The sequence below is a fragment of the Sandaracinobacter sp. genome (assembly GCF_041909755.1).
Lineage (GTDB): Bacteria > Pseudomonadota > Alphaproteobacteria > Sphingomonadales > Sphingomonadaceae > Sandaracinobacteroides.
This window is the reverse complement of sequence record NZ_JAYRCW010000026.1, coordinates 1-18,370: the sequence shown is the minus strand read 5'-3', so window position 1 is coordinate 18,370 and position 18,370 is coordinate 1. Positions and strand designations below refer to the sequence as shown.

At 67.9% G+C, this 18,370-nt stretch carries 22 protein-coding genes; 3 read left to right on the top strand and 19 right to left on the bottom strand.

What is annotated here, in order from left to right; genetic code table 11:
• Positions 1 to 3 precede the first annotated feature (3 nt).
• The 18 genes from ACE3O8_RS05595 to ACE3O8_RS05510 form a co-directional block, all read right to left on the bottom strand.
• A complete protein-coding gene (locus ACE3O8_RS05595) occupies positions 4 to 492 on the bottom strand; it encodes an N-acetyltransferase family protein (RefSeq protein WP_374387649.1) in 489 nt (162 codons plus the stop codon).
• Positions 489 to 1,616, bottom strand: a complete 1,128-nt coding sequence (ispG, locus tag ACE3O8_RS05590; RefSeq protein ID WP_374387647.1) for a flavodoxin-dependent (E)-4-hydroxy-3-methylbut-2-enyl-diphosphate synthase — start codon at positions 1,614 to 1,616, stop codon at positions 489 to 491. Before ispG ends, ACE3O8_RS05595 begins: the two co-directional genes overlap by 4 nt.
• Positions 1,616 to 2,173 carry a peptidoglycan-associated lipoprotein Pal gene (gene pal, locus ACE3O8_RS05585; protein WP_374387645.1) on the bottom strand — a complete coding sequence of 186 codons (558 nt, stop codon included), beginning with the start codon at positions 2,171 to 2,173 and terminating at the stop codon, positions 1,616 to 1,618. The genes ispG and pal overlap by 1 nt, the downstream gene beginning before the upstream one ends.
• 36 nt (positions 2,174 to 2,209) lie before the next feature.
• Positions 2,210 to 3,526, bottom strand: coding sequence for a Tol-Pal system beta propeller repeat protein TolB (tolB, locus tag ACE3O8_RS05580; RefSeq protein ID WP_374387643.1), 1,317 nt, complete (start codon positions 3,524 to 3,526; stop codon positions 2,210 to 2,212).
• Complete coding sequence (locus ACE3O8_RS05575; protein ID WP_374387641.1) at positions 3,523 to 4,338, bottom strand: hypothetical protein; 816 nt, start codon at positions 4,336 to 4,338, stop codon at positions 3,523 to 3,525. The genes tolB and ACE3O8_RS05575 overlap by 4 nt, the downstream gene beginning before the upstream one ends.
• Positions 4,335 to 4,745 (bottom strand): ExbD/TolR family protein, encoded by a 411-nt coding sequence (locus ACE3O8_RS05570; protein ID WP_374387638.1) that lies wholly within the window; start codon positions 4,743 to 4,745, stop codon positions 4,335 to 4,337. The genes ACE3O8_RS05575 and ACE3O8_RS05570 overlap by 4 nt, the downstream gene beginning before the upstream one ends.
• 48 nt (positions 4,746 to 4,793) lie before the next feature.
• Positions 4,794 to 5,471: a protein TolQ gene (gene tolQ / locus ACE3O8_RS05565; protein WP_374387669.1), complete on the bottom strand. Its 678-nt coding sequence runs from the start codon at positions 5,469 to 5,471 to the stop codon at positions 4,794 to 4,796.
• 88 nt (positions 5,472 to 5,559) lie between these two features.
• The gene (locus ACE3O8_RS05560; RefSeq protein WP_374387636.1) at positions 5,560 to 6,021 is read right to left on the bottom strand and encodes a YbgC/FadM family acyl-CoA thioesterase; all 462 of its coding nucleotides are present in this window, start codon (positions 6,019 to 6,021) and stop codon (positions 5,560 to 5,562) included.
• 3 nt (positions 6,022 to 6,024) lie between these two features.
• Entirely contained in the window at positions 6,025 to 6,414 is a 390-nt protein-coding gene (gene rplS, locus ACE3O8_RS05555) for a 50S ribosomal protein L19 (RefSeq protein ID WP_374387634.1), read from the bottom strand.
• Between the two features lie 105 nt (positions 6,415 to 6,519).
• Complete coding sequence (gene trmD / locus ACE3O8_RS05550; RefSeq protein ID WP_374387632.1) at positions 6,520 to 7,209, bottom strand: tRNA (guanosine(37)-N1)-methyltransferase TrmD; 690 nt, start codon at positions 7,207 to 7,209, stop codon at positions 6,520 to 6,522.
• Complete coding sequence (locus tag ACE3O8_RS05545; protein WP_374387630.1) at positions 7,206 to 7,592, bottom strand: type II toxin-antitoxin system VapC family toxin; 387 nt, start codon at positions 7,590 to 7,592, stop codon at positions 7,206 to 7,208. The genes trmD and ACE3O8_RS05545 overlap by 4 nt, the downstream gene beginning before the upstream one ends.
• On the bottom strand, positions 7,585 to 7,851 hold the full coding sequence (locus ACE3O8_RS05540) for an AbrB/MazE/SpoVT family DNA-binding domain-containing protein (protein WP_374387628.1): 267 nt from the start codon (positions 7,849 to 7,851) through the stop codon (positions 7,585 to 7,587). Before ACE3O8_RS05540 ends, ACE3O8_RS05545 begins: the two co-directional genes overlap by 8 nt.
• A gap of 30 nt (positions 7,852 to 7,881) precedes the next feature.
• Entirely contained in the window at positions 7,882 to 8,370 is a 489-nt protein-coding gene (gene rimM / locus ACE3O8_RS05535) for a ribosome maturation factor RimM (protein WP_374387626.1), read from the bottom strand.
• A gap of 5 nt (positions 8,371 to 8,375) precedes the next feature.
• Entirely contained in the window at positions 8,376 to 8,840 is a 465-nt protein-coding gene (gene rpsP, locus ACE3O8_RS05530) for a 30S ribosomal protein S16 (protein ID WP_374387624.1), read from the bottom strand.
• Positions 8,841 to 8,881: 41 nt separating this feature from the next.
• Positions 8,882 to 10,315: a signal recognition particle protein gene (gene ffh, locus ACE3O8_RS05525; protein ID WP_374387622.1), complete on the bottom strand. Its 1,434-nt coding sequence runs from the start codon at positions 10,313 to 10,315 to the stop codon at positions 8,882 to 8,884.
• A gap of 304 nt (positions 10,316 to 10,619) precedes the next feature.
• Positions 10,620 to 11,324, bottom strand: a complete 705-nt coding sequence (locus ACE3O8_RS05520) for a PEPxxWA-CTERM sorting domain-containing protein (protein ID WP_374387620.1) — start codon at positions 11,322 to 11,324, stop codon at positions 10,620 to 10,622.
• A 182-nt stretch (positions 11,325 to 11,506) separates the two neighbouring features.
• Positions 11,507 to 12,826: an adenylosuccinate lyase gene (gene purB / locus ACE3O8_RS05515; RefSeq protein ID WP_374387618.1), complete on the bottom strand. Its 1,320-nt coding sequence runs from the start codon at positions 12,824 to 12,826 to the stop codon at positions 11,507 to 11,509.
• 22 nt (positions 12,827 to 12,848) lie between these two features.
• Positions 12,849 to 14,504, bottom strand: a complete 1,656-nt coding sequence (locus ACE3O8_RS05510; protein WP_374387616.1) for an alkaline phosphatase — start codon at positions 14,502 to 14,504, stop codon at positions 12,849 to 12,851.
• Between the two features lie 84 nt (positions 14,505 to 14,588).
• Here ACE3O8_RS05510 and ACE3O8_RS05505 point away from each other — a divergent pair, with 84 nt between their 5' ends.
• The 3 genes from ACE3O8_RS05505 (at position 14,589) to ACE3O8_RS05495 (ending at position 16,740) form a co-directional block, all read left to right on the top strand.
• Entirely contained in the window at positions 14,589 to 14,765 is a 177-nt protein-coding gene (locus ACE3O8_RS05505; RefSeq protein ID WP_374387614.1) for a DUF2256 domain-containing protein, read from the top strand.
• Positions 14,750 to 15,526: a class II aldolase/adducin family protein gene (locus ACE3O8_RS05500; protein WP_374387612.1), complete on the top strand. Its 777-nt coding sequence runs from the start codon at positions 14,750 to 14,752 to the stop codon at positions 15,524 to 15,526. Before ACE3O8_RS05505 ends, ACE3O8_RS05500 begins: the two co-directional genes overlap by 16 nt.
• A gap of 209 nt (positions 15,527 to 15,735) precedes the next feature.
• Positions 15,736 to 16,740 carry a TerC family protein gene (locus ACE3O8_RS05495; protein WP_374387610.1) on the top strand — a complete coding sequence of 335 codons (1,005 nt, stop codon included), beginning with the start codon at positions 15,736 to 15,738 and terminating at the stop codon, positions 16,738 to 16,740.
• 256 nt (positions 16,741 to 16,996) lie between these two features.
• Here the strand turns inward: ACE3O8_RS05495 and ACE3O8_RS05490 are convergent, their stop codons facing one another.
• Positions 16,997 to 17,857, bottom strand: a complete 861-nt coding sequence (locus ACE3O8_RS05490; RefSeq protein ID WP_374387608.1) for a helix-turn-helix domain-containing protein — start codon at positions 17,855 to 17,857, stop codon at positions 16,997 to 16,999.
• Between the last annotated feature and the right edge of the window lie 513 nt (positions 17,858 to 18,370).

Here is an 18,370-nt window from a genome sequence, read left to right as displayed (position 1 = left end):
GAATCAGCCCCCCAGCGTCTGCAGCGCCTCGCCCTCCAGCCGCCAGACCTCCCATCCGGCGGCATGCCGGGCCCCCAGCATCTCGTAGAAGCCCTTGGCGCTGTTGTTCCAGTCCAGCACATTCCATTCCATGCGGCCACAGTCATTCGCCACCGCGATCGCGGCGAGCCGCTTCAGCAGGTCCAGCCCCAGCCCCAGCCCACGCACCTCAGGCGACACGAACAGATCCTCCAGGAACAGCCCGCGCTTCCCCGTCCAGCTCGAAAAGTTGAAGAAATAGAGCGCCATCGCCACGGCCTTGCCGTCCTGAAACGCCAGCAACGCCTGCACATGCCCCGCCGCCAGCGCCTGCCGCGCGCTCTCGTCGGTCATCTTCACCTTGTCCGGCTCATTCTCGTAAACGGCCAGCGCATAGACCAGCGCCCGGATATCGGCGGCATCGTCCGGCGTCGCCGCCCGGATCAGGATGGGGCCGCCCCCGGCAGGGCTCACTCGGCCGCCTCGGCCGTCGCCGCCAGCTTCGCCGCCTCGATCTCCGACGCCTTCGCCTCCACCAGCTTCACGATATGGTCCACGATCGCGTCGTCCGCCACATGATGGTCGGTCACGCCGCTCAGATACACCATATGCTTGCCGTTGCCGCCGCCGGTCAGCCCGATATCCGTCTCCCGCGCCTCGCCCGGCCCGTTCACCACGCAGCCCAGCACCGAAAGGGACAGTTCCGTCGTGATGTGCGACAGCCGCTTTTCCAGCGTCTCCACCGTGCGGATCACATCGAACCCCTGCCGCGCGCAGCTGGGGCAGCTCACGATCTTCACGCCCCGCGCCCGGATGCCCAGCGATTTCAGGATGTGATAGCCGACCTTCACTTCCTCCTCCGGCTCGGCCGACAGCGAAACGCGGATGGTGTCGCCCACCCCGCCCCACAGCAGCATGCCCAGCCCGATGGAGCTCTTCACCGTCCCGCCGATCAGCCCGCCGGCCTCGGTGATGCCCAGGTGCAGCGGATAGTCGGATCGCGCCGCCAGCTCGTTATAGGCCGCCACCGCCAGGAACACGTCCGACGCCTTCACCGAAATCTTGAATTCGTGGAAGTCCGCATCCTCCAGCATCTTCGCATGCTCGAACGCGCTTTCCACCAGAGCCTCAGGGCAAGGCTCGCCATATTTTTCCAGCAGGTGCCGCTCCAGGCTGCCGGCGTTCACCCCGATGCGGATGGAACAGCCATTGGCCTTGGCCGCGCGCACCACTTCCCGCACCCGTTCGGGCGATCCGATATTGCCGGGGTTGATGCGCAGGCACGCCGCCCCAGCATCGGCGGCTTCCAGCGCCCGCTTATAGTGGAAATGGATGTCCGCGATGATCGGCACCTTCGCCGCCCGCGTGATCAGCGGCATCGCCGCCGTCGCTTCCTCGGTGGGGCAGCTCACCCGGATCAGGTCGGCGCCCACCTCCTCGCAGCGGCGGATCTGGTCGATCGTCGCGGCGGCATCCTCGGTGGGCGTGTTCGTCATCGTCTGCACCGCGATCGGCGCATCGCCGCCCACGGGCACATTGCCCACCATGATCTGCCGCGACTTGCGGCGGACGATATCCCTCCACGGGCGATGCGACATCAGCGTCCTCCGGAAACCACGACGGTCACGGCCCGGCGGTTCTGGGCCCAGGCCTCTTCATTGGCGCCGTCCACCGCCGGCCGTTCCTTGCCATAGCTGATGATCGACAGCCGGTCAGCGCCCACGCCCTGCGCCGCCAGGAAATTTTTGGCCGCGTTCGCCCGCCGTTCGCCCAGCGCCAGATTATATTCCCGCGTGCCGCGCTCGTCGGTGTGGCCCTCGATCGTCACGCGCACATTGGCGTTGCGCAGCAGCCATTCCGCCTGTCCGCCCAGGATCTGCCGCGCGCGCTCGTCCAGCCCATAGCTGTCAAAGGCGAACAGCACCGTGTCGGACCCGGCCGCCTCGATCAGCGCCGCCTGGCTGCCGGGCAGCGCGGTCGATCCCACCTGTTCGGGCGGCGGCACGGTGCCGGCCTGGTCGATGGCGGCAGGCCCCTGCGGCTGCGCGGGCGCGGGCTGCCAGGCCTCGGGCGGCAGCACGTCGCGGTTGCTCTTGCAACCCGCCAGCGCCACGGCGCCGGCCACCACGATCAGGGGAAGAATGTTGCGGGTCATGCGTGTCTCCTTAAGCGGTGGGGGCGCGGTTGGCCATCATTTCAGCAGCGGGCCCCAGGCGGGGTCGCTCGCTTCCAGGGGGGTCGGGATCCGCCGGTCGTTGCGGCCGGTCAGGTCGATGGATCTCAGGCTCGAACGCCCGTTGCGCTCGGTCCGGCTGAACAGGATCACCCGCCCGTTGGGCGCCCAGCTGGGGCTTTCATCCTGCCAGCTGTCCGTCAGCAGCCGCTCCCCCGATCCGTCCGGCCGGATCACGGAAATGCGGAACTTGCCGCCCTGCATCCGGGTGAAGGCAATCAGGTCGCCGCGCGGGCTCCACACCGGCGAACCGGCGCGCCCGTCGCCAAAGCTGATCCGCTGCGCGCCCGATCCGTCGGCGTTCATCACGTACAGCTGCTGCGATCCGCCCCGGTCGCTTTCGAACACGATCCGCCGTCCGTCCGGCGAATAGCTGGGCGAGGTGTCGATGCTGTTGCCGTTCGTCAGCCGCCGCGTCGCCCGGCTGGCGATGTCATAGGCATAGATGTCGGCGTTGCCCGCCCGCGTCACGCTGAACACCAGCGTGCGCCCGTCCGGCGAAAAGCGCCCGGCAAAGCTCATGCTGTCGAACTCGCCCACCGCCTGCTGCTGGCCCGTCCCCATGTTGTAGATCCACACGCGCGGCCGGTCCTGCGCAAAGCTCATATAGCTCAGCGTCTCGTTCACCGGCGAGAAGCGCGGCATCAGCACCAGCGATTGCCCGCTCGTCAGGAAGCGGTGGTTCGCCCCGTCCTGGTCCATCACCGCCAGCCGCTTCACCCGCTTGGTGCGCGGCCCGCTCTCCGCCACATAGACGATGCGGCTGTCGAAATAGCCGCTCTCCCCTGTCAGCCGCGAATAGACCAGATCGGAACATTTGTGCGCCGCCCGCCGCCAGCCGGCCGGCGTCACGGTAAAGCCCTGCGCCACCAGCCGCTCTTCGGAAAACACGTCATACAGCTGGCAACCAATGGTCAGTGTGCCGTTGGCGTTCGCTGTCACGAACCCCGTCACCAGCGCTTGCGCGGCCGCCGTGCGGAAGGCCGCGAACTGCGGCGCATCCACCTCGGCCAGGCCCGGCGCCGGAAAGGCCTCCGGATCGATCGGCTTGAACAGCCCGGTGCCGGACAGGTTGTTGCCGATGATGGCCGCCACCTGCCGCCCCAGTTCGGCGGTCGTCCCTGCGGGCGTCGCCACGGCCGCCCCGGTGGGGAAGGCCGGCACGGCGACAGGCATGGGCGCCGCCACCCCGCTGGTGATGTCGATCCTCAGCTGCGCCGCCGCGGGGACGGCCAGGGTCAGGCTGCACAGGAACAGGGCCAGTCTTGCGATCATGTCATCAGCCTCGGGTCGAAGTTCAGTTCAAACTCCCGCCAGTGCGGGTACAGGTCCGCCGGCAGGTCCAGCGGGGCGCAGCGCAGCACGGCGCGCTTCGCCGTTTCCACGAAGGCACGGGCATAGGCCTGGTTTCCGGCGGTCGCGCCGGTCTGGCTCACATATTCGGGCGGCGCGGCGACGCTGCCGTCCCGGTTCAGCCGGATGCGCAGCACGGCCGTCATCTCGGCCACGTCCGCCCCGCCGATGGGCGGGTTCCAGCAGGGCGCGATCTGCGCCCGGATCGCCTGCTCCAGCGTCGCCGCCTGAATGGCGGACAGCCGCGACTGTTTCGGCAGGGCGTCCTCGATGGTCCGGGCGAAATCGCTCGTCTCGCGCGGCCGCGCGGCGTTCGGCTTGCTCTTGTCCAGCAGGGCTGCGGATTGTCCGGCCTTGTCCTTCACCGGCGCCTTCACGGGCGGCGGCCGCTTCGGCTGGGCGGCGGCCACGGCCTCGGCGATCGCGTCCTGCGCGGCGGTGTCGTCCGGCGCCTTCACCGGCTTCGGCGCGGGCGGGGCCGGCACTTCGGGCGCGGGCGGCGCGTCGGGCATCGCCTCGGGCGCCGCCAGCGGCTCAGGCTCCCGCGGGGCCGCCTCCATCGAAGGCTTCGGCGGGCTCGTCACCTGCGCCATGTCGGAAATGTCCACGAATTCCACCGGCGTCACATCCGGCTCGGCCGTCATCTGCAGGCTCCGCGCCAGGCCCAGCGAAAGCGCCCCCAACAGGGCGATGTGCAGCAGCGCCGCAACCAGAAGGGCCCGCCCCTCCGTCATCCCGCGCCGGTCTCCCCGGCGCCGGGCTCCGCCGCGCGCGGCTGGTTCACCAGCGCCACCTTGGTAAAGCCCGATCCCGTCACGTCCGCCAGCAACGCCGCCACCTGACCATAGGGCAGCGCCGCGTCGGCGCGGATCACCACCCGCGCCTCCGCGCCGCGCGCGTCCTGCAACGCCGTCAGCCGCGCCGCAAAGGCCGCGTCGCTCAGCTGCTCCTCGCCGATGAAGCGCTGCCCGCGCCCGTCGATGGTGATCGAAATCGGTTCATTGTCGCTCGGCAGCGCCTTCGCCGCCGTCTTCGGCAGGTCCACCGCCACCCCGGTCACCAGCAGCGGCGCCGCCACCATGAAGATGATCAGCAGCACCAGCATCACGTCCACCATCGGCGTGACATTGATGTCCGCCATCGGCTGCCGGCGCCGGCCCCTGCGGCCCCCGCTAACCCCCATGCCCACTCAATGCACCCCGTCCAGCTCGCGCGACATCAGCGCATGGAAGGCACTGGAAAAGCCCTGCAGCCGGTCTTCCAGCCGGGTGATCCGGTGCAGCAGCCGGTTATAGCCGATCACCGCCGGAATGGCGGCAAACAGGCCGATGGCGGTCGCGAACAGCGCCTCCGCGATCCCCGGCGCCACCACGGCCAGGCTTGTATTCTGCGTCGCCCCGATGGCGATGAAGGCGCGCATGATGCCCCACACGGTGCCGAACAGCCCCACGAAGGGCGCAACGGACCCGATCGTCGCCAGCACGCTCAGCCGGTCGGAAAGGTCGGATACGCTGCGGTCGATGGAAGCCGCCATCACCGTGTGCAGCCGGGCGCGCACGCCCTCCCGGTCCACGTTCGCGCGGCCCTCCACGCTCGCCTGCCATTCGTCCATCCCGGCGCGGAACAGGTCGGCGGTCGGGTGGCTGCCCTTGGTCGCCTGCAATTCGTCCAGCGTCTTCGCCTTCCAGAAGCGCTCCTCGAACGCCTCGGCCTCGCCGTCGATCTGCCGCAGCCGCTTCGAGCGCTCGAAGATGATCGCCCACGACCAGATCGAGGCCAGCAACAGCCCGATCATCACCACCTTCACGACGATGTCGGCCTGCAGGAACAGCGCCCACGGAGACATCGTCTCCGCCGTCTTCACCATCAGCTGGTCCAAGTCATTCTCCGGCTGGGGCGTTTCGTCACGCCCCGGAAATAGGTCACAGGGCTTTACGGGAAGTGAACGGCCCGGCTCAAGGGTGCGCGGGCAACAGCCGGGCAAAAGCGTCCATCCATGCGGCAGGCTGCCGCCGCGGCCGCCCGGCCGGCGTCAGGAACCCGGCGCGCACCTGCGCATCCACCAGCAGCTCGCCGCCGCGCAGGATGCGCTGGCCCATGCTCACGCTCGCCCCGCCCAGTGCCAGGCAGCGCGTCTCGATCAGCAGATCGTCATCCAGCTTCGCCGGGCGCAGATATTTCAGCTGCAGGTCGGCCACGGCATAGACGCCCTCGCCGCCCTCGAACGCCCCGCGCTGGTCAATCCCGATCACGCGCAGCAGGTCGCTCCGCGCCCGCTCCATGAAGCGCAGGTAATTGGCATGATAGACAATGCCGGAAAGGTCGGTGTCCTCGAAATAGACGCGCACCGGAAACCGGTGCACGCCATCCTCGATCACACCGGAAACCGGCGCGGGGTGGGCCGCGCCGGCTGCCATATCTTACGCTTCGGCCTTCTCGGCAACCGGGCGCGCATCGCGGCGCTCGGCGATCCGGGCAGACTTGCCGCTGCGGCCACGCAGATAATAGAGCTTCGCCCGGCGCACGGCGCCCCGGCGAACCACTTCGATGGTCTCGATGATCGGCGAATACAGCGGGAACACGCGCTCCACGCCTTCGCCGAAGCTGATCTTGCGAACGGTAAAGCTCGATCCCATGCCCTTGTTGGAACGCGCGATGCACACGCCTTCGAACTGCTGAACGCGGGTGCGCTCGCCTTCCTTCACCTTCACGCCCACGCGAAGCGTGTCGCCGGCGCGGAATTCGGGAACGCCACGCGCTGCCTTCAGCTTGGCGATATTCTCGGCTTCGATCATCTGAAGCAGGTTCATTCTTCACTCCATCGGGTGCGTCCGGACAGTCGCTTCCGTCGCCCCATGCCCTTGTTTGCGGGCCGGTTGATGTCGCCAGAGGGCGGATGCCTCGGGCCGGTCCGGTCAGGACTCATCCCTCAGCAGGTCAGGCCGCCATAGCCTCGTGTCCTCGATTGCCCTCAGCTTGCGCCAGGCCTCGATCTTCCCATGGTCGCCCGACGTCAGAACCTCGGGTATCCCATGTCCCTCCCACACGGCGGGCCGGGTATAGTGCGGATATTCGAGGAGGCCGCTTTCGAAGCTTTCCTCGATTCCGCTGGAAGCGGCGCCCATTACGCCGTCGAGCAGCCGAACGCAAGCATCCAGCAGCACCAGCGCCCCCGTCTCCCCGCCAGACAGGATATAGTCCCCGATCGAAACCGGCTCCACGCCCCGTCCTTCGAAGATCCGTTCGTCAAACCCCTCGAACCGCCCGCACAGGATGGTCACCCCCGGCCCCGCCGCCAGCTCGCGCACCCGCCGCTGCGTCAGCCGCGGCCCGCGCGGCGTCATCGCCAGCACCGGCGCAGCAGGGGAAAGCGCCCGCGCATGGTCCACCGCGCGCGCCAGCACATCCACCCGCAGCACCATGCCCGGCCCGCCGCCCGCCGGCGTGTCGTCCACATTGCGGTGCCGCCCCTCGGCGAAATCCCGCAGCTGGATCGCCTCCAGCCCCCAGCGGCCCTCGGCCATCGCCCGCCCGGCCAGCGAAACCCCCAGCGGCCCCGGAAACATCTCCGGGTACAGGGTCACAACCTGGGCCCGCCAGCTCATACCAGCCAATTTTCGACCCGCAGCGACGGGATGTCTGAAAAGTCCGCGACATTTGCGGTCACCAGCACCGCTCCCAGGCTCAGGCATTGCGCGGCGATCAGCCGGTCAAGCCGACCTCGCCGGAACGGCAGTCTGGAATATTGGTCCGCAGCTGCCTTGTCATAGGGCAAGACCGTCACGAACCCGAACAGGGCGCGGGCGGCCGAAAGTCCTGCTTCGGCGCCCGCCCGCTCGAACCCCAGCATCACTTCGCCGAAACAGATGCTGGATGTCACCAACTGGTCGCGATGCAGCCGCACCCGCGCCCGCAGTCCTTCGCCGCCGGCGGCAAGGAATGCGATGCAGATATTGGAATCAAGCAGAAACCGTGTCGGTTCAGTCAAGCCTGATCCCCACGAGTTGCCACGGAAGATCGCGCTCCTCGAACTCCCGGTCTTCCGGCGGGATCGGCTTCAACCCCGGCACCGATCCATAGAGATCGTCCAGCGCAATCGCCTTCTTCTCGACAGGCTCGATCACATAGCGCCCCTGCTCTTCGCGCACGATCACTTCCTGCCCCGGTTCCAGCGGATAATCTGCCGGCAGCCGCACAGCCTTGCTGTTGCCGCTCTTGAAAACCCTGGTGCTGCGCTGCGCGTTCATGATGCCTCCCGTATATACGGTACGTATATACTATTCCAGCCAACCGGCGTCAATCACCAGCGGATCCGCCACCGTCGGCACCGCCGCAGGGATCAGCGGCACAAGCACGCGGCGCCCGCCCGCCAGCGCCACCTCGATCAGGTCGGACGCGCCGAAATTCTCCACCGCAACCACTTCGCCCAAGGCTTCGCCGGCCGTCGAAACCACTTTCAGCCCCACAAGGTCGTGCCAGTAATATTCGCCCGCCGGCAGCGGCGACAGGCTTTCGCGCGGCACCGACAGCAGCGTGCCGCGCAGGGCTTCGGCCGCCGTGCGGTCACCCACTTCGGCAAACCGCGCAACAGCGCCATGCGGCCCGGGCCGCAGGCTTTTCAGGGTCAGCGTCCGCCCCCCTGCGTCGAATGTCCGGTGGGCCTTCAGCCCCTCGGCGGATGCGGTGAACAGCTTCAGCCGCACCTCGCCGGAAACACCATGGGCGCCGGCCACGGCCGCCATCACGACAGGCCGCCCGGCGCCCATCGCGATCAGCCTTCGGTCGTCTCGGCGGCTTCGGCAGCCGGTTCGTCGGCGGCAGGCGCTTCGGCGGCCGGCTCTTCGGCAACGGCCTCTTCCACCGGCGCAGCAGCGGCGGCAGCGGCGGCTTCAGCCGCTTCGGCTTCCTTCTGCGCCTTCAGTTCCAGGCGCTCCTTGGCCTTTTCGCCCGGCTCGCCCTTCTTCGGGTTGTTCCGGGTCGTGCGGGTCAGCAGGCCGGCGGCATCCAGGAAACGCTCCACGCGGTCGGTCGGCTGCGCGCCAACCGAAAGCCAGTGCTTCGCGCGCTCGGCGTCCAGCGTGATGCGCTCGGCCGAATCCTTGGGCAGCAGCGGGTTATAGGTGCCCAGCTTCTCGATGAAGCGGCCATCGCGCGGGGCGCGGCTGTCGGCCACCACGATGCGGTAAACCGGGCGCTTCTTTGCGCCACCGCGCGACAGACGAATGGAAAGTGCCATATTCTTCTTCCTTGCTCTCTAACTCGATGTTGTTTCAGTGATTATCGCTTGAACTTGAACCCGCCGGGCAGCTTGGGGAACATCCCCGGCGGCAGCGCCGGCATTTCGCCCGGCGCGCCCGGCATCTGGCCCGGCATCCCGCCGCCCATCATGCCGGCCAGGGCGCCCAGCCCGCCCATCTTCTTCAGCCGCTTCATCGCGGTTTCCATGTCGGCGTGCATCTTCAGCAGGCGGTTCACCTCCTGCACCGTCACGCCGGACCCGTTGGCGATGCGGATCTTCCGCCGCGCGTTCAGCAGGTCGGGCTTCGCCCGCTCCTTCGGCGTCATGGACAGGATGATCGCTTCCAGCCGCGCGACGGACTTGTCGTTCACCTTGCCGGCCGCCATCGCTTCCTGCGCCTTGGCCATGCCCGGCAGCATCTTCGCCAGCGCGCCCAGCCCGCCCATCTTCTTCATCTGGCGGAACTGCGCCAGCATGTCGGTCATGTCGAACTTGCCCTTGGCAAGCTTCGCCGCCATCGCTTCGGCCTCGGCGACGTCCAGCGTCTCCGCCGCACGCTCCACCAGCGAAACGACATCGCCCATCCCCAGGATGCGGCCCGCGGCGCGCTCCGGGTGAAACGCTTCCAGCGCGTCGATCTTCTCGCCCGTGCCGACAAACTTGATCGGCTTGCCGGTGATGAACCGCATCGACAGCGCCGCGCCGCCGCGCGCATCGCCGTCCATCCGGGTCAGCACCACGCCGGTCAGCGGCACTTCGCGGCCGAAATTCTCCGCGACGTTCACGGCGTCCTGGCCGGTCAGCGCATCGACAACCAGCAGCGTCTCGGCCGGCTGGGACGCCTGGCTGACGGCCTTCATCTCCGCCATCAGCGCCTGGTCGACATGCAGCCGCCCGGCGGTGTCCAGCATCAGCACGTCAAAGCCCTGCAGCTTCGCCGCCTGCAGCGCCCGCTTGGCGATCTCCACCGGCTGCTGCCCGGCGACGATCGGCAAGGTCGCCACGCCAACCTGCTCGCCCAGCACCTTCAGCTGATCCTGCGCGGCCGGGCGGTTGACGTCCAGCGACGCCATCATCACCTTGCGCCCGCGCTTTTCCTTCAACAGCTTCGCCAGCTTCGCCGTCGTGGTGGTCTTGCCCGAGCCCTGAAGGCCCACCATCATGATCACGGCGGGCGGCGCCACGTTCAGCTCGATGTCGGCATTCTCGCCGCCCAGTGTCTCCACCAGGCAGTCATTCACGATCTTCACGACCTGCTGGCCGGGCGTCACCGACTTCAGAACTTCCACGCCGACCGCCCGCTCGGTGGCACGGTCGACGAAGTCCTTCACCACCGGCAGCGCGACATCGGCCTCCAGCAGCGCCACGCGCACCTCGCGCATGGCAGCCCGCACTTCCAGCTCGTTCAACGCACCGCGCCCGCGCAGCTTGTCGAACACGCCGCCAAGGCGCTCGGACAGGCTCTCGAACATCAGGCGGTCATCCTCGCCATGGGCAATCCGTCACTCCGGTTCCGGGGAAAGGCGCCGCTCGCGGAACCCGCCCCAACGCAAAACGCGCCGGCGTGCGAACCTTCGCTGACCGGCGTGCATCCGTGGACACTCGAAAACAGGTTTTCGGGTGCATGTTGCGCCGCGCCATGGCCCAACAGGGCGGCAGAGTCAAGAAAAGCGAGCGCCCGCAGCGGATCGCCCACGATCCGCACCGGCAAGGACCCGCCCAAAGCAAAGGGGCGGAGCCTCGCGGCCCCGCCCCTTCCCCTGTTGTTCGAAACCGTCAGGCGGCGACGGACGACAGCGACGCCTTGCGGCGGCGCATCGCGAAGCCCACCAGGCCGAAACCGGTGATCAGCATCGCCCAGGTCGCCGGCTCGGGAACCGCGTTTCCGTTCACGAAATAGGCGAAGCGGAAGTCGTTGTAGTCATAGTCGTTGTAGAGGTTGCCCGGACGGTGCGGCGCAGGGTCCGACCGGCCATAGATGTCCTCGAACGCGACATAGGTGTAGCTGCCAGCGGCAACACCATAGTCACCACCGCCGTAAGCGGCGCTGAACACGTTGTTCTTCGTGCCGCCCGGGCCCGGGTCGGGGTTCAGCGACGGATCCGAATGGATCTCCACGCCGGCCACCGTCGGCGGCGCGATGTGCGTCAGCTTCCAGACCAGCGTGTCGCCGGCATAGACAGCGCCGAAATCATGGGCAGACCCCCAGGTCGCATCCCAGCCCACGGCCTTCGGATCGACGGCGGCGGCCGGAATGGCGCTGCGCTCCACGCCGTTCACCAGCAGCGTCAGCTCGGTCGCGTAACCGGTCGTGATGCCGCCCAGATAATAGAGCGTGATGTGACCGGTGGAGCTCGCCGCGAAGCTGTAAGTCGTGGCGTTCGGCGTGCCGATCGGGGCATAAACCGGAAGTGCGGCCGATGCCGGAGCCGCAAAGGCTGCCGCCACCGCAAGGGCAGGAATGGCAAATTTGAAGGTCATATTTTGCTCCTAGAGACAAGAAACCCAGCTCCACGGAACATGCAAACAGCGTGCCAAGCGCCAAATATTTAGGATTCAACGACTTTCACGAATCAGGATTCGCGAATCTGTAAGGAATCTTTACACCGTTAACGACCTCCGCTGCGCCGCAGCATCGGCGCCCCGGCAGGCCCCTGCAGGATTCAGCCCTGTGGCCCGAACACCCGCTCGAACAGATGGTCGATCTGCCGGAAATGATGGTCCAGCTGGAACAGCCCGTCCAGCTGCGCCGGCGACAGCCGCGACGTCACCTCCGGGTCTGCCCCCAGCAGGTCGCGCAGCTGCAAGGCCCCATCCGATTCCCACACCTTCATCGCGTTGCGCTGCACGATGGCATAGGCGCCCTCGCGGCTCACGCCCGCCTGCGTCAGCGCCAGCAGCACGCCCTGCGAATGGATGAGCCCGCCCATCCGGTTCAGGTTCTTCAGCATCCGCTCGGGATAGATCAGCAGCTTGTCCACCACGCCCGTCAGCCGCGCCAGCGCAAAGTCCAGCGTGATCGTCGCATCCGGCGCGATCCCGCGCTCCACCGACGAGTGCGAGATGTCCCGCTCGTGCCACAGCGCCACATTCTCAAGCGCCGGCGTCACGGCAGACCGCACCAGCCGCGCCAGCCCGGTCAGATTCTCCGTCAGCACCGGGTTGCGCTTGTGCGGCATGGCAGAGCTGCCCTTCTGCCCCGGTGCGAAATACTCCTCCGCCTCCAGCACCTCGGTCCGCTGCAGATGGCGGATCTCCACCGCCAGCCGCTCCACGCTGCTGGCGATCACGCCCAGCGTCGCAAAATACATCGCATGCCGGTCGCGCGGGATCACCTGGGTGGAAATCGTCTCCACCTTCAGCCCCAGCTCGGACGCCACATGCGCCTCGACGGCAGGGTCGATGTTGGCGAAGGTGCCGACGGCGCCCGAAATCGCGCAGGTCGCGATCTCGTCCCGCGCCGCCGCCAGCCGCGCCCGGCAGCGGTCGAACTCGGCATAGGCCTGCGCCAGCTTGAAGCCGAAGGTCACCGGCTCGGCATGAATGCCGTGGCTGCGCCCCATCGTCGGCGTGAACTTGTGCTCCAGCGCCCGGCGCTTCAGCGCCGCCAGCAACGCATCCATGTCTGCCAGCAGGATGTCGGTCGCCCGCGCCAGCTGCACCGAAAGGCAGGTGTCCAGCACGTCGGAACTCGTCATCCCCTGGTGCATGAAGCGGGCTTCCTCGCCAACCTGCTCGGCCACCCAGGTCAGGAAGGCGATCACGTCATGCTTGGTCACCGCCTCGATCGCGTCGATGGCCGCCACGTCGATCGCGGGATTGGTCGCCCACCAGGCCCACAGCGCGTCGGCCGCCGATTGCGGCACCACGCCCAGTTTCGCCAGCGCGGTGGTGGCATGGGCCTCGATCTCGAACCAGATGCGGAAGCGGGCTTCCGGCGTCCAGATGGAAACCATGTCGGGGCGGGAATAGCGCTGGATCATGGCCGCGCCCCCTACGCCACCGTCACCCCATCTGCAACCGCCTCTGCCCCGCGCCAACGCGCGCGCGCTGCACCCGCGCCAGCCTGTCGGACCGCGCCGTCACCGGCTGGGTAAAGCGCCATTCGCACAGCGCCTCGGCCGGCGTCAGCACCACCTGCATATAGCCCCGGCCCGATGTGTCGGCCCATCGCAGCGTCGGGTTCGCCGCCGTCAGCGCGCCAGCCACCTGCGCCGGCGGCGCAGAGCGCAGATAATGCTCGAACCCGGGCGAAGACACCGACTGTCCCGCAAACTCCACCCCCGCCGGCCGGCCGTCGTTCACCAGGTCGCTCGCCCAGGCGTTGTGGCTGTCGCCCGCCAGCACCACCAGGTCCGCGCCCGCCTTCTGCGCCATGCCCAGCACCCGCGCCCGCGCCGCCGGATAGCCGTCCCAGCTGTCCATGTTCAGCGGCAGCCCCAGCTTGGCAGACAGTTCCGCCGCCCCCAGGAAGGCCGCCACCTCGCCGCTCGGATTCGGCCCCGCCAGCTGCGAGGCGCCCTGCGGCATCAGGATCTTCCCCATCACCACCTGCTGCCCCAGCACCTGCCAGCGCACGCCCCGCTTCGCGGCCGCCTGCATCTGCGCGAACAGCCACTGCTCCTGCTCCACGCCCAGCAGCTGCCGGTTGCCCGCCACCCACTGCTCGTCGCGCAGCCGCTTCAGCGCGGTCATCGTGTCCGGCCCCTTGCGGATCGCCGCCGCCAGATCCAGCGGCTCGTCCCGCCCGCTCACCCGCGTCTCCAGCCGGTACAGCGTCGCCAGCCGGCCGATGTCGTAACTGGCCCACAGCGCATCCGAAACCGGCATCCAGTCCCGATAGGCCGCCTTCGCCGCCGCCACGCGCGCGGCCCACTCGCCCTCGTCGCGCCCATGGTTCTCGGCCCCCGCGCGCCAGGCGTCGTTGGCGATCTCATGATCATCCCACACCGTCACCGCAGGCACCCGTGTATGCAGCGCCTGCAGATCCGGGTCGGCGCGATAGCCCCGGTATCGCGCCCAGTAATCCTCGCGCCGGATCGTCTCGCCCGCCGGCTCGATCACCCGCCCGGCCACGGCCTCCCGCGCGCCCGGATAGGTGCCGCGCGCATATTCATAGATATAGTCGCCCAGGTGGACGATCAGGTCGATGTCATCCGCCGCCACCGCATGGGCATAGGCGTTGAACCAGCCGAACGGCAGGTTGGAACAGGAAAACACCCCCATGCGGAACGCCGCCGGGCTGCCCTCGGGCAGCGTGTGCGTCCGCCCGATCGCCGATTTCACATTCTTCCCCGGCCCGATGAAGCGGTAGTAATAGGTTCGGCCCGGCGCCAGCCCCTTCACCGTCACCCGCGCTGTCCAGTCCCGCCCCGGCTCCGCCAGCGCCTGCCCCATCACCCGGGCCCGCGCCATGCGCGGATCGCCCGAAATCTCCAGCTCCAGCGGCACCGCCTGCCCGCCCGCCCCTTCGAACCGGGTCCAGAACAGCATGGAGGTCTGCGAAGGCTCGCCCGATGCGACACCATGGGTGAACCCGCCCAGCGGCGCCGCCTGCACCGCCTTGCGCCGCTGCGCCCAGGCCACGCCCGGCAACAGCAGCCCGGCCCCGGCTGCCGCCCCCGCCAGCAATGTCCGCCGATCGAAATCCCGTCCCGCCATGTCAGTCTCCCTGGGCAACGCCGCTAGCCCCGCTTCATGACCAGCGCATTGCAGCCGCCGCCCGCCCGCCCCACATGCCCGCCCATGCCCAGGATGCGCAAGAAGTCCGATCTCCCCACCCGCGTCTGCGCGCGCTGCGGCCGCCCCTTCAGCTGGCGGAAGAAATGGTCGCGGGATTGGGACAATGTGCGCTACTGTTCGGATGCATGCCGGGCCGGGAAGGGGCCCGCAGAGGGAGAGAAGCCGTGGCGACCCAACTGAAAACCCCAACCGACGTGCGCGCGCAGGTCTCCGCAGAGGAATGGGAACGCCGCGTCGATCTCGCCTGCGCCTATCGCCTTGTCGCGCATTATGGCTGGGATGATCTCATCTTCACCCACCTCTCGGTCCGGGTGCCCGGCCCCGAACATCATTTCCTCATCAACCCCTACAACCTGATGTTCGACGAGATCACCGCCTCGTCGCTGGTGAAGATCGATGTGCAGGGCAATCCCGTCATGGAAACCCCCTACATGACGAACCCGGCCGGCTTCACCATCCACTCCGCCGTCCACATGGCGCGGGAAGACGCGCACGCCGTCATGCACCTGCACACCCCCATGGGCCAGGCCGTCTCCGCCCAGTCCGATGGCCTCATGCCCCTCACGCAGACGGCGATGCTCATCCGCGACGAGATCGCCTACCACCATTATGAGGGCGTCGCCGTCGACCTCGACGAGCGCGAGCGCCTCGTCGCCGATCTCGGCACGAAGAACGCGATGATCCTCCGGAACCATGGCACGCTCGCCGTGGGTGAAACCGTGGGCGAAGCCTTCATCCGTCTCTATTTCCTCGAACGCGCCTGCGAAGCGCAGATCCACGCGCTCGCCGGCGGCACCCAGCTCATCAACCATCCGCCGCAGGGCACCCCGGAAAAAACCAAGGAACAGGGCGCGACCGGCCTGAAGGTCGTCGGCAACCTGCTCGCCTGGCCCGCGCTCCGCCGCAAGATGGACCGGCTCGACCCCAGCTATGCCAGCTGAAGCCGGCCGCCCGAAAACCACACGGCCCATCCCCGGCGCGCGCCCGCGCGCCGGGGATTTTTCATGTCCCCCTTGAAACAATGTCGCCCGGGCCCTAGCTCGCCTTCAATTCCGGGCGCCTCTGGCCGTGCGGGCGCGCACGGTGATGTCGGAAGCGCAGATGAAAATCGGCGCTGACGCGGCGCATCGCTGTTCGAAAGAGGGGAAAAATGGATCTGCTGGCAACGGCATGGCTGGGCACGCCGCTCTGGCTCTGGCTCAGCTTCTTCGGCATCGTCGTGGCGCTGCTCGCGCTCGATCTCGGCGTCCTCCACCGCGAGGATCATGAAATCGGCGTCAAGGAAAGCCTCTGGCTCTCCGCCTTCTACATCTCGCTCGGCCTCGGCTTCGCCGGCTTCGTCTGGTGGCAGCTCGGCCAGCAGGCGGCCATCGAATATGTCACCGGCTTCGTCGTCGAAAAAAGCCTCGCGATGGACAATGTCTTCGTCATCGCGATGATCTTCACCTACTTCGCGATTCCAAGGCTTTATCAGCACCGCGTCCTGTTCTGGGGCATCCTCGGCGTGATCCTGCTGCGCGGCATCATGATCGGTTTCGGCGCGGCGATCGTCACCCAATATGCCTGGGTGCTCTATCTCTTCGCGGCCTTCCTCATCGTCACCGGCATCCAGATGTGGCGCAACGCCGACAAGGAGTATGACGTCGCCGGCTCCCCCGTCCTCAAATGGGTTCGCGGGCACATGCGCGTGACAGACGGGCTGCACGGCAACCAGTTCTTCGTGAAGCAGCCCGATGCGGCCACCGGCCGGCTCGTCACCTGGGCAACGCCCCTGTTCCTCGCGCTTGTCATGGTGGAGTTCGTGGACCTTGTTTTCGCGATCGATTCGATCCCCGCGATCTTCGCCATCACGACAGACCCGTTCATCGTCTACACGTCGAACATCTTCGCCATCCTCGGCCTGCGCGCGCTCTATTTCGCGCTCGCCGCCATGGTGCACCGCTTCCACTATCTGAAATATGCGCTCGCGGTGCTGCTGGTGTTCATCGGCTCGAAGATCTTCCTGGGCGATCTGCTCGGCCTCGCAGGCGGAAAGGTGCCGCCGTCGATCAGCCTCGGCGTCACCTTCGCCATCCTCGCGGCGGGCGTCGGCTTCTCGTTGTGGAAGACGAAGGATGCGGAAACCACAGTCAGCGGAGGGTCGGCCGGCGGCTAAGCCGCCGAGTCCGGCCCTCTTTCACCAACGCACCGCAACAAAGAGCAACGAGGCAAAGCCTCGTGCCGTCGGTCTGGACGGGCGATAGTGATCGCCCGCTCAGCCGGCCGTGCTTGCGCGGAGTCCGCCAGTCAACGCTTCGCGTTGATGGCGGCCCGGCGCAAAGCGCCGCAAGGCCGACCGGCCGCCGGCGCAAGTGCGCCGAAGCAAGGGCCGCGGATGCGGCCCGCCCGCAGGGGCCGAAAGAAAACCCGCTCTAGCTTACCAAATTCAGTTTCGGCATCGTCACCAGATTCTGCCGCTTCGCGATCGTCAGGCGCGTCAGCCAGGGGCTCTCCTTGTCGGTGAACTGGCTGGGGGTCATGCCCACGAAATTCTTGAAGTCCCGGATGAAGTGGGACTGGTCGTAAAAGGCCCCGGCCGCCGCCTGTTCCCAGCCCGCGTCGGGCTCCAGCCCCAGGCGGACGGCGGCCTGCAACGCGCGATACTTGCGCGCCAGCATCTTCGGGCTCGCCCCATACACCTTCAGCGCCAGCCGCTCGATCTGGCGCGACGACATCCCCGTCAGCTTCACCAGGTCGTTCACGTCCGGGTTGATGGATCCCGCCAGCCACTCGTCGGCGGCGCGGGTGAACCATATGGGCGGCGGCTTCGCCTGCATCGAAAGCAGCAGGAAGAAGGCGTCGGCGGCGGCCACCACCTCCCGGTGGGATCGCGCCTCGCCCATCCGCTGCAGCGCCCGCCGCGCCACCGGCCCCGCCACATCCTCCAGGTCGGTCAGCCGATCGGCGAATTCGCTTGCGCCCGCCCCCACCAGCGCGGCCCAGCCCGCCGGCAGCAGCCCCGCGCCAAAGATCTTCAGCGGCCCCACCGCGCTGAACCGCACCGCCACATTGGTCGGCCCGCACAGGGCGGCCTGCGGCATCGGCACCGTCGGCCCGTCGCCATAGTTGAAGCAGCCCGATCCGGCATAGAGGAACCGCACCTGCGGCAGCTCGGCGCGCAGCGTGTCGGTCAGCGCGGGCGCGTCCGCCTCGAACACATAATAGCTGGAAACCCAGGCGCGCAGCGGCGCGGCCGGGGAAAAATAGCGCAGCGAGAACTGCGGCGCCCTCACCGCCTCAAATGCCCTTCAAGGGGCAACACCCATGGCACAGACAGCATGCGACCACCTGTTCAGATTGGCCCGGAACAAGGACCTTCCCGGCGCGTTGCCCGTCCGCACGCTGCACAAGCATCGGAAAGCAAAGGCCGCCGCCAGGGAAGTTTCCTTGCAGCAAGCCCGCCGGTTGACAGGCGGAATAGTCCATCGAAATCGCAGGAAAATCAACCCTCGCCGCTTGAATAGCGGAAAAGCCGCCCCGGGGCCGAAGCCCCGGGGCGGAAAAGTGAGGATGGTGGCCGCGTCAGCCGTTGGAGACTGCGCATGCGCAGCCCCCGCCGGACCTCGGCGGGAATGACCATCCTTTGGGTCGCAAGTCTGGAATAAGCCCCGGGGCGGTCCGCTGTATTGGACGGATTCGACATCTTTCCGAACCCCCGGAAATCCGCCCTTTCCGCCCGGAAAGCAAAGCGCCGCGCGGGGGCCAACCCCCCCCCCCCGCCCCCCAGCCCGGCAGGCCGGGGTACT